Source organism: Catenuloplanes nepalensis, assembly GCF_030811575.1.
Lineage (GTDB): Bacteria > Actinomycetota > Actinomycetes > Mycobacteriales > Micromonosporaceae > Catenuloplanes > Catenuloplanes nepalensis.
Window position 1 is genome coordinate 5,281,859 of record NZ_JAUSRA010000001.1, and the last position, 10,216, is coordinate 5,292,074.

The 10,216-nt window shown below is 72.8% G+C and carries 10 protein-coding genes; 6 read left to right on the forward strand and 4 right to left on the reverse strand.

Translation table 11 applies throughout. The features are described 5' to 3' along the window. Positions 1 to 54: 54 nt before the first annotated feature. The 3 genes from J2S43_RS22990 to J2S43_RS23000 all read right to left on the reverse strand — a co-directional run bounded on the left by J2S43_RS22990 (position 55) and on the right by J2S43_RS23000 (position 2,408). The gene (locus tag J2S43_RS22990; RefSeq protein WP_306832467.1) at positions 55 to 906 is read right to left on the reverse strand and encodes a carotenoid biosynthesis protein; all 852 of its coding nucleotides are present in this window, start codon (positions 904 to 906) and stop codon (positions 55 to 57) included. 293 nt (positions 907 to 1,199) lie between these two features. After that, a complete protein-coding gene (locus J2S43_RS22995) occupies positions 1,200 to 1,988 on the reverse strand; it encodes a helix-turn-helix domain-containing protein (protein WP_306832468.1) in 789 nt (262 codons plus the stop codon). 33 nt (positions 1,989 to 2,021) lie between these two features. Then, a complete protein-coding gene (locus tag J2S43_RS23000) occupies positions 2,022 to 2,408 on the reverse strand; it encodes a nuclear transport factor 2 family protein (RefSeq protein WP_306832469.1) in 387 nt (128 codons plus the stop codon). Positions 2,409 to 2,639: 231 nt separating this feature from the next. Between J2S43_RS23000 and J2S43_RS23005 the strand changes: the two genes are divergently transcribed. The 6 genes from J2S43_RS23005 (at position 2,640) to J2S43_RS23030 (ending at position 8,100) form a co-directional block, all read left to right on the forward strand. Next, complete coding sequence (locus tag J2S43_RS23005) at positions 2,640 to 3,137, forward strand: sigma-70 family RNA polymerase sigma factor (RefSeq protein ID WP_306832470.1); 498 nt, start codon at positions 2,640 to 2,642, stop codon at positions 3,135 to 3,137. A 49-nt stretch (positions 3,138 to 3,186) separates the two neighbouring features. Next, a complete protein-coding gene (locus tag J2S43_RS23010; RefSeq protein WP_306832471.1) occupies positions 3,187 to 4,986 on the forward strand; it encodes a multicopper oxidase family protein in 1,800 nt (599 codons plus the stop codon). A gap of 111 nt (positions 4,987 to 5,097) precedes the next feature. Continuing rightward, a complete protein-coding gene (locus tag J2S43_RS23015; protein ID WP_306832472.1) occupies positions 5,098 to 5,469 on the forward strand; it encodes a hypothetical protein in 372 nt (123 codons plus the stop codon). 5 nt (positions 5,470 to 5,474) lie between these two features. Then, positions 5,475 to 7,001: a sensor histidine kinase gene (locus tag J2S43_RS23020; protein ID WP_306832473.1), complete on the forward strand. Its 1,527-nt coding sequence runs from the start codon at positions 5,475 to 5,477 to the stop codon at positions 6,999 to 7,001. Between the two features lie 48 nt (positions 7,002 to 7,049). Continuing rightward, entirely contained in the window at positions 7,050 to 7,703 is a 654-nt protein-coding gene (locus J2S43_RS23025; protein ID WP_306832475.1) for a response regulator, read from the forward strand. Positions 7,704 to 7,713: 10 nt separating this feature from the next. Beyond that, complete coding sequence (locus J2S43_RS23030) at positions 7,714 to 8,100, forward strand: VOC family protein (RefSeq protein WP_306832477.1); 387 nt, start codon at positions 7,714 to 7,716, stop codon at positions 8,098 to 8,100. Between the two features lie 34 nt (positions 8,101 to 8,134). On the opposite strand, the gene J2S43_RS23035 is transcribed toward J2S43_RS23030, so the two are convergent. Then, positions 8,135 to 10,207: a hypothetical protein gene (locus J2S43_RS23035; RefSeq protein ID WP_306832479.1), complete on the reverse strand. Its 2,073-nt coding sequence runs from the start codon at positions 10,205 to 10,207 to the stop codon at positions 8,135 to 8,137. Between the last annotated feature and the right edge of the window lie 9 nt (positions 10,208 to 10,216).

Below are 10,216 nucleotides of genomic sequence, written 5' to 3' on the forward strand. Positions count from 1 at the left end.
CCCACCGGTCCCGCCGCCCGTGTTCCGGGTGGCGGGACCGGTGGTGCGCACGCATCAGATCGCGCGTGTCCTGCTCACCAGGAGCGCGCTGAGCAGGGCAACGAAGTACATGGTGAAGACGGAGACCAGCATCGTGGTCTCGCCGAGGTCGGCGAGCTGCCACTGCTGCCCGGCCGGGTCGGTCACGACCCCGTCCTCCCGGGTCAGGAAACGCGAGGTCAGGACCAGGGCGACGCTGACGTACGGCACGATCGCCTGGTACCGGTAGGCGTCGCCGAGACCATCGGCCTCGGGCCGGATCGCGGCCGGGCCACGCCGCGCCAGGTAGAGCGCGAACAGCTGGAAGATCGTGTAGACGCAGAGGAACCAGCCGGCGAAGTTGACGAGCGGCACGCCGAAGTAGCCGCCGCCGTCCTCCCAGATCCACGAGCCGCCCGCGGTCGCCGCGTTCGGATCCATGATCAAATCCCACATCACCATCACGAAACTGGCGATCAGCGGTACGAGGAAGACGTCCCGGCCGCGCGGCCGTGCCCCGGTCACGCCCAGCAGGATGTGCGCGATCTGCCAGGAGAAGTAGCCGGTGGCGAAGTACGCGGGCGCGATCACCAGCGGGACGAGGAACAGCTTGAGACCGAGGTTGTCCGAGTAGTAGTAGTCACCGAACGGGAAGCCGGTCAGGATGCTGAGGTTCTCGTAGACGTTGCTCACCACGAACGTGATCGCCGCGAAGACGGCGAACGACATGAGCGTGTAGCGGCGCAGCGCGTGCATCGCCACGACCACCACGAGCAGGACGACGTTCAGAATCGGCTGCGGCCACCCGGCGAGCGTGGTGCCCACCGCCAGCAGTAGCTGGGCGGCGATCACCCACCACAGGATCGTTGTGCGGCGGTCGGTGCGCATGCGGTGGAACCCTTCGTCCGGGAGCCCCGGCCGGCCCGCTCGGCCGGCCCGGGAGATGCGGTCCCAGGCTGCACCGGACCGGCCGGTCGTTCCACCGACTCCCGATCCCAGGCTCACCGGTCAGCCGGTGCACGTCCAGGCGATCGGGGTCCTCCGGTCCTCGCCGCCGCGCTGCTGTTCCAGCTCGGCTTGCATCCCGCTCCGTCCGTGAGCCCCGTCCTCCCCTTCTGAGGGCGCACCGGTCCGGCGGTTGCCTCCCGCCGCGCACTTTTCCTGCCGCGCCGGGCCGGTCGCTACGCGGTCGCGGTGTAGACGACGACGCGCAGGTCGCCCGGGTTGATCGTCAGTACGTCCAGGTCGAGGTGGAGGTGGCCGTGCACCGGGCTCGGCACGCGCAGCCGGTCCGCGTGGCCGCCGGTGGCCGGCGGCGCGTCCCAGAGCCGGGCGAACTCCGGGCTTCCCGCGCGCAGGTCGGCGATCATCGACGCCAGCTCGGTGTCCGCCGGGTATCGGTGTGCGGTGTCGCGCAGCTCGGCCACGACGGTGCCGCGGAAGCCGTCCGGCCGCTCCGGGTCCTGGAACACCGACGGGCCGGCCTCGGTGAACGCGCGCCAGACCACATTGCGCGCGCGGCCCGGCGTCTCCGGGATCGTGCACACGTCCGTGTGCCAGAGATCGTTGGCGGCCAGCACCGTCCAGCTCGCGTCGCAGACGCAGACCGCGACCTCGGTGAGCCGGTCCAGCATGCGGCGGGCGGTGTTGGTGACCTCGCGCGGGACGCGGCCGTCCGGCTCCGGCGTCGCGGCGAACCCGGCCAGCGTGCGCAGCCGGGCGTGCTCGTCCGCACCCAGCCGCAGGGCCCGGGCCAGCGCGTCGACCACGCCGGGTGACGGCCGGCGGCGGCCCTGCTCCAGCCGCTTCAGGTGCTCCTCGGAGACGCCCGCGATGCCGGCCAGCTCGTCCCGGCGAAGGCCGGGGACGCGCCGCACGGCGGGCAACGACGCCGGCAGACCGGCCTCACGCGGGGTGAGCCGGTGCCGCAGGGTCCGCAGCGCGGTCCCGAAGTCGTCGTCCCGCCGCACGGCTCCATTCTGCCAGGCGCGGGCGGGGCCCGATCAGTCCCGGGCGAGCCGCGGCCCGCCCGGCACCGCGGCGTCCGCGCCGTCGATCGGCTCCATGTAGAACCGCGACTCGCGGATCAGCCCGTCACGCACCGCGATGATGATGACACCGCGCAGGTCCTGCCCGGCCGCCTTCGTGTAGTGCCACTCGCCCCACACCTCGTCGCCGACCTCGACCGAGTTCGTCATCGCCACCGTGATCTCCGGTGACATCTTGAAGATCATCTCCCAGTTCCGGCGCACCTGCTCCGGCCCCTGGAAGTCCCGGCTCGGATGGGCCGGCCAGTGACTCACGAAATCCTCGCCGAAACAGGCCGCGATCGCGTCGAGGTCATGCCCGTTCAGCGCGCCGATCAGGCGCTCCACCACAGCGTTGCTCATGCCGACCGACGTTATCCGGACCTTCGCGGCCCGGCCGGGGCCAGGAAGTACCACGTTCCCAGCCGACGATCGGCGAGCCGTCAGATCAGGTACCCGGACGAGTCATCGCGTCGCGCGGTCGGCACCGATCTAGGCACCGTTGCCGATGCGGGCCCGGTGACGCGAGCGCCAGCATTGCGGTCATTCGCCGCACGGCGGTGAACTCGACGGGGTCTGGACTGGCGTTGGCGCATGCATGACGACGAGGCACGGCTGCGCGCTCTCTATCAGGAGCACGGCGGCGCTCTGGTCCGGCGGCTGACGAAGCTGCTCGGCGGCGACCGGCACCTGGCGGAGGACGTGCTGCAGGAGACCGCGGTACGCGCGTGGCGGCACCCCGACGCCCGCGGGCCGGACGGTGAGTGGCGGCCGCAGTGGCTGCACACCGTCGCGCGCAACCTCGCCGTCGACCGAATCCGGGCTGCCCGGCGTGCCGCGGCGCCGGCCCCGGGCCACGACGACCGGCCGGACCCGCGGGACGACATCGACCGCATGCTCACCGGGTGGCAGATGCGTGCCGCGATCGCACGGCTGCCGGACCGGCTGCGCGTCACGCTGATCGAGGTCCACCTGCGGGGGCGCTCCGCGCAGGAGACCGCGGACCGGCTCGGCGTGCCAGTCGGCACGGTCAAGTCCCGCCTGTTCTACGCGATGAGGTCGCTGCGTACGCACCTCGCCCGCCGGGATTAGGCAGTCGCTGCCGAGGCGGCGGAAGTGCGTCGGGCGGGACCGTGGTGCGGTGTACGGAATCCTGATCATGACCGACCTGGTGCTCGCCACGCTGGTCCTCGTCGCCGCGCCGATCGCCGGCGTCCGACGGGCCCGCCGCTGGCTCTACATTCTCGCCGCGCTGGTGGCCGCCCGCCTGGCCGTCGCCGGGCTGCTGGCCACTGGCGGCCTGCTGCTGGCCGATTCGCGGCTCGTCGCGCAGATCCCGGCGGCGCTGCCGCCGCTGGCCTGGGCGGTGGCGCGGCCCGGCCGGATCGCCACGCACGTCGCCGCGGCCGGTGCGCTGCTGTCGGTCTGGTGGCTGCTCGTGCCGTTCGCGCCCGGGGACGCCACGTTCGTGGTCACCGGGTCGGCGGTGGCGCTGGCCGCGGTCGCCGGCCTCTCCGCGATGATCGACCGCTGGCGCGGGACCGGATCCCGTCTCGCCACGATGCCGTGGCTGGCCGTGTTCGCGCTGGTGATCCCCGCGGTCACGCTGGTGATCTCGGAGCGGACGAACAGCGCATCCGCGGGCGCGCACCAGCACGGCGGCGGGCAGGTCAGCGTCGACCAGCTGACCGGGCCGCGGGACCGGGAGCCGGACGTGCGGTTCACGATGACCGCGGCGCGCGGCCCGGTCACGCTCGCCTCCGGCCGTACCGTGGAGGGATTGACGTTCAACGGCACCGCACCGGGACCGGAGCTGCGGGTGGCCAAGGGCCAGCTGGTCGAGGTGACGCTGGTCAACACGGACGTGTCCGATGGCGTCACGCTGCACTGGCACGGCGTGGACGTGCCGAACGCGGAGGACGGCGTGCCGGGCGTGACCCAGGACGCGGTCATGCCGGGCGGGCAGCACGTCTACCGCTTCGTGGCGCTCGCCGAGGGCAGCTACTGGTACCACACGCACCGGGACGGTTCGGAGAACGTCCAGAAGGGACTGTTCGGCGCGCTGATCGTCGAGGACGCGCCGGCCGGCGACCGGTTCGAGCGGACCGTCTTCACGCACATCTGGCCCGGCGGCGAGTCCGCCTCGGTGGACCGGGACGACCGGCCCGCGCACCAGGCCGTCCCGGCCGGCCGGGAGGTGCTGCTGCGCCTGATGAACAGCTCCCGGGAGCCGCAGCCGGTCCGGGTCTCCGGCGTGCCGTACCGGGTGGTGGCGCACGACGGCAGCCCGATCGAGGGGCCCGCGCCGCTCGAGTCCGGCACGGAGTTGCCGCTCGCGGCCGGCGGCCGCTACGACGTCGCGTTCACCATGCCGGCCGGCGCGGTGACGGTCGGGTCCGGGGACGCCTCCCTGACGCTCGATCCGTCCGGCACGGCGGCGCCGGTGACCGCGGGCGGCGGGCAGACCTTCGACCGGCTGTCCTACGGTTCCGGCGCCGCTCCGGCCGCGGTCGCCCACCAGCGCACGTTCGACCTGCGGCTGGACGACGGGTTCGGGTTCAGCCAGGGCACGTTCGGCTGGGTGAGCAGCTCGATCAACGGGCGTCTCTACCCCGCGGTGCCGACGCTGGAGGTGGCCCGCGGTGACCGGGTGAAGATCCGGATCGCCAGCCGGAGCATCATCGACCACCCGTTCCACCTGCACGGGCACCGGGTCCGGGTGCTCGCCCGCAACGGCGCGCCGGTGACCGGCAGCCCGTGGTGGACCGACACGCTCAACATCGGGTCCGGCGAGCTCTACGAGATCGAGTTCGCCGCGACGAACCCGGGCATCTGGATGGACCACTGCCACAACTTCGAGCACGGCGCGAACGGCATGATCATGCACGTCGCGTACGTGGGGGTCAGCACGCCGTACTCGGCGGCGCACTCCCCCGAATAACGGTGGCACTTTCGTACCATCGCCCGGTCCTGAAGATGGGTCTTCGCACCGACGATCCGTGGCCGCGATCCCGGCAGGCTGGAGACATCCCAGCGATACGGAGGAATGGTCATGCGGAAGGTCGCGATCGTCGTCGGCATCGTGCTCGTCGTGCTCTGCGGTGGTGTCGGGTGGTTCGCCTGGCAGGCGTACGACCTGGGCAGGCAGCTCGTCGACGCGAGCATCACCCAGCAGCAGTTCGACGCGCAGAAGGAGGGCACGGCGGAGGCGGACGTGCGGGCCGCACTGCCCGCGCCGCTGTCCGGGCTGCAGGACACGGACCTGTACGGCGACGACCCGGCCAAGCAGGGCATGCCGGCCGGTGCGTCGTGCGTCTACTACGGGGTCAAGCCGCTCCAGGACGCGGGTGAGCAGCCGATGTGGCGGCTGTGCTTCGTCGGCGGCACGCTCGCGGAGAAGAGCCGCATTACTCTTCCGGAGTAATGAACATGTCGTCGTGGTGGCGCGCGGTCCGGTCCGCCGGGCCCGCGCGCCTCGCCTATGAGGCCGGTCTCGCGCTCGCCCTCACCGCCACCGCCGTCGGGCTCCCCGGGATCGCCGGGTCCGAGCTGCCGACGGCGGTGGCCGTGCTGGCCGGGCTCGCCGACATCGTGCTGATCGCGTTGCGCCGGGCGTACCCGGCGACGGTTCTGGTCCTGACCGCCGTGCTCTGCGCGGTGACCGGGCAGAACGGCCTGTTCCTGCTGTTCGGGCTGAGCGTGTCGGCCGGGCTGCGGGTGCGCAGCACCGTACGGATCACCGGCACGTTCCTGGCGGTGCTGGTCGTGTCGCTGCTCGGCGACCTGCGGGAGGCCCCGGCCGGCCTGGCCCAGGTGCTGTTCACGGCCGGCTCGTTCGTGGTGTTCCAGGCCCTTCCCGCGCTCGTGGCCCGGATGACGGCGCAGCGCCGGGAACTGCTCCGGCTGATGCAGGAGCGCGCCGAATACCTGGAGGAACAACAGAAGACCATGGCCGAGCGGGTACGGGTACGCGAGGCGACGCGCATCGCCCGGGAGATGCACGACTCACTCGGTCACCGGCTCACGCTCATCTCGCTCTACAGCGGCGCGCTGCGCACCGTTGCCGGCCGGCAACCGGATCGCACCGACGAGGTGGTGTCACTTCTGCACACCACGTCCACGCAGGCGATGGACGAGCTGCGGCAGATCCTGGCCGTGCTGCGCGACGGGGGCGCCGGCGACGAGTCCGAGCCGGTCCCGGCCCGGCTCGCGGACGCGGGCGCGCTGGTCGACGGCGCGCTGTCCGCCGGCGCCCGGATCACGCTGCACCGCGAGGGCGAGCCGGTGCCGCTGCACCCGCTGATCGACCACGCGGCGTACCGGACACTGCAGGAGGGCGTCACGAACGCGCTCCGGCACGCGCGCGGCGGTGAGATCCGGCTGGCGCTGCGCTACGAGCCGGACGCGCTGGTCGCCGAGGTGGTCAACGCCCCGGGCACGTCGACCGGCGCGCACGGCAGCGGGCAGGGCCTGCGCGGGCTCGCCGAACGGATCCGGCTGACCGGCGGCGTGCTCTACTCCGGGCCGGAGCCGGACGGCGGCTTCCGGATCGCGGCCACGCTGCCGCTGACCCCGCAGGCGCCGTCGCCCGGGCCGGCCGACGACGTGCGGGTCGAGCTGCGGCGGGTGGACCGGTCCCGGCGCCGCGCCTGGGCGCTGATCGCGGGCGCGGTGACCATGGTGGTGGCGCTGTGCGCGGGCGCGTTCTGGGTCTCGATCGAGCAGTACATGGTCGACCGGGAGACCTACGACGCCATTCGGGCCGGCATGCCGGAGGCGGAGGTCCGGGCGCGGCTGCCCCAGCCGGACGCCGCGGTCGAGGACCCGAACCCGGCGGCCGGCTCGGCGTGCCTCACGTACTCCGCGCGGATCGGCCTCCGTGCGGAGTCGTACAACGGCCGGTACCGTTTCTGTTTCCGCGACGGTGTGCTGGTCTCGAAGGAGATGGTGGAGTGAGTCTCCCGCGGACGGTGACCCCGTGAATCCCCGGCGGGTGGTGATCGCGTGAGTCTCCTGCGGGTGGTGATCGCGGACGACGACGAGCTGACGCGCGGCGGCATCCGGCTGGTGGTGGGCGCGCTGCCGGACGTGGACGTGGTCGCCGAGGCCGCGAACGGCAGGGAGGCCCGCGAGGCGGTCGAGCGGCTCAAGCCGGACGTGGTGCTGATGGACATCCGCATGCCGGTGGTGGACGGGCTGGCCGCGCTGCGCGCGATCACCGGGCCGACCCGGGTGATCATGCTGACCACGTTCGGCGAGGAGCAGTACATCGACGAGGCGCTCGCACACGGCGCGGCCGGCTTCGTGCTCAAGAGCTCCGCGGCCGAGGAACTGGGCCCGGCACTGCGCGCGGCCGCGGCCGGCGAGGTGTTCCTGTCGCCGCCGGTCACCCGGCACGCGGTCACCCGGCTGCGCGGCCTCGGGTCCGGCGTCTCCGACGGCGCGGTGGCGCGGCTGGCCAGGGCCGAGCTCAGCGAGCGCGAGGTCGAGGTGCTGAAACTCCTGGCCCGAGGCCTGTCCAACACCGCGATCAGCGGCACGCTGGTCATCTCGGAGAGCACGGTCAAGACGCACGTCAGCCGGATCCTGATGAAGCTCTCCTGCGAGAACCGGGTGCAGGCCGCGCTGCTCGCCACCCGGGCCGGTCTCCTGCAATAGGCTGGCGCTCATGCATCGCAGCCGGCTCTCCACCTGGCTCATCGACACCCCGCGTGCCGACGCGGAGCGGGCGGCCACGTTCTGGTCCCGGGCGCTGGGCGTGCCGGCCACGCCCAGCCCGGATGAGCCCCAGTTCACGTCGCTGCGCGGCGCGCTGCCCGATCTGTCGCTGGCCGTCCAGGCCCTCGACGACGGCGGCCCGCGCTACCACCTCGACATCGAGACCGACGACCTGGACGCGGAGACCGCCCGCCTGATCGCGCTCGGCGCCGAGGAGATCGACCGCTGGCTCGACTGCCGCATCCTCCGCGCCCCCGGCGGCCACCTCCTGTGCGTCATCCCCCTGCACAGCGACCCCGAGACCTTCGCCCGCCTCGCCACCGTCTGGGACACCTGACGAGCGGGCACGTGGAGTCCACAGGGGAGGGCGGTCAGCACTCCTGCACGTAGACCACCGTACGGTCGAAGTCGTCGAGGAAGTTCGGCACGTGGCCGTACTTGGACAGCATCACCGGCCGGAGCGTCGCCGCGAGGCGCACCCACTTGGCGCGGCCGTCGTCCGGCAGGTAGCTGCGGTGCTTGAAGATCTCCTGCTTCGCCCGCTCGTAGCCGTGCCCCTGCGCCAGCATCTGGATCCCGCGGAGGATGCCGCGGCTGGCGCCGTCGTCGAGCACACCCAGCGTGATCGCCTCGATGTCCGCGAACGCCTCGTCCCGGGCCTCGGGCGCCAGCGTCATCTTGTCGGCCGCGGCGGCGAAGAGCCGGTCGGCGTTGTTCACGCCACCAACGCGGTATTCGAGCAGCCGCTCCGCGAACGCGGGATCCTCGTCGAACACGCGCAGCAGTGCCGCGTGCGCGGCGAACGTCTGCGGCCGGGCACCCTGCTCGTCGATCTGCGGCAGTAGCGTGCGCAGCGTTCCGCCGTCCTGCCTCAGCAGGGTGCGGATCGCCTGGACGTCCTCCAGCGGCGTGCTGAGGTACTCGGCCACCTTCTCCGGCGGGCGCGGGCGCTCGGACATGCGACGGCCGGCGTACGGCTGCAGCACGTCCGCGGTGATCTCCTTGGCCGGCTGCACCGCGACCGAGCCGCCGACCGCGGCCCACATGTTGTCCAGGCTGAACATGCCGGTACCGGCGGTCTGGTGCAGCACCGGCGTCTCGCGGCGCTCCGCGAGCTGCCGCAGCTCGTCGTCGACCTTGCCGAGCGTGACGACGATGGGCCGGCCGCCGTTGTACAGGTGCTGGAACAGCTGCTGGTCGAGCGCGGCCAGTTCGGCGCCGGTGAGCGTGCCGGGACGGAGCACGATGCCGGACTGCCCGACACCGGCGAGCGCCTTCTCGACGCGGCTCATGACCGGCTCCGGCACCGCGCCGATGCGGTCCAGCGTGTGGCCGTTGCCGAGATCGCGGTGCAGGGTGATCGGGCCGGCGTGGCGGATCGGCAGCAGCGGGTGGGCCGGGGCCGGGGCGGGCTGGGTCAGGTTGAGGTCGAGGAGGCGCTCGGGCAGCGTCATCAGGCCGTCCAGCACGGCGACGTCGATCGCGCCGGGCCGCGCCGCGAACGGCGTGGTGACGCCGCCGGCCAGGTCCGGGCCCAGATTCAGGAACGAGATGCCGTGCGCGTCGTGGTTCGCGAGCGTCACCTGGTCGCCGATCCGGATCAGCGCCTGCGTGCCGGCCCTCGACCCGGGCTCCGTGCCGACCGGGGTCGCGGCCATGGCGGCGAGCAGGTCCCCGTACCGCTGAAGGGTTTGAAAGGTTTCGGGAAAATCCTGCGCGTCGAGCGCGCGGCCGAAAGACCGCAGCGCGTCGCCGTAGAGGTGATCGGCGAGCGTCTCCGGCAGGCCGGCGCGCATCGTCCCGTCCGGGAGGAAGACCAGGCGAGCGGAGGGGTACGCGGCCGACAGCACCCGGGCGAGGGACTCCGCGGACTCGCCGGCGAACGGGTCCGGTCCCGCCCAGTGCCGGCTCGGCACGACCCGGATCAGGTACGCCTCCTCGACCGGCACGATGCGCATGTCCCGGGAGAAGCCGATCAGCCGCTGCTGGTCCACCAGGTCCGGCGGCAGGTCGCGCCCGATCGAGTCGACCGGCAGCCCGCTCGCGTCCGCGCGGGCGATCAGCTCGGCCGGGGAGAGCCCGGTCTCGCCGATCAGACGCTCGACCATGCGGTCCAGCGCCGTACCCGGGTGGCCGTTGATGAACTGGTAGAAGAGGTTCCGGGCGACGCGCTGCGCGTGCGTGCCCGCCGCACCGGCGGTCCGGACACCGTCCGCCCAGGCGGTGGTGGCGTCCCGCACGTCGGCGAACGTGTCCTCCATGCCCTTGCCGAGGGTCACGTAGGCGTATCCGTCCGGCGCCGTCAGGTCCAGCGCCTCGGTCAGCAGCTGGTCGTCGAGCAGCGCGGCCATCCCGTCCCGGCGCAGGTGCAGGCCGGTGGGGGTGGGGACGATGTGGTCGAGGCAGATCGCGTCCATGACACGCTGCGTCAGGGGAAGGGTCATGTCGGACTC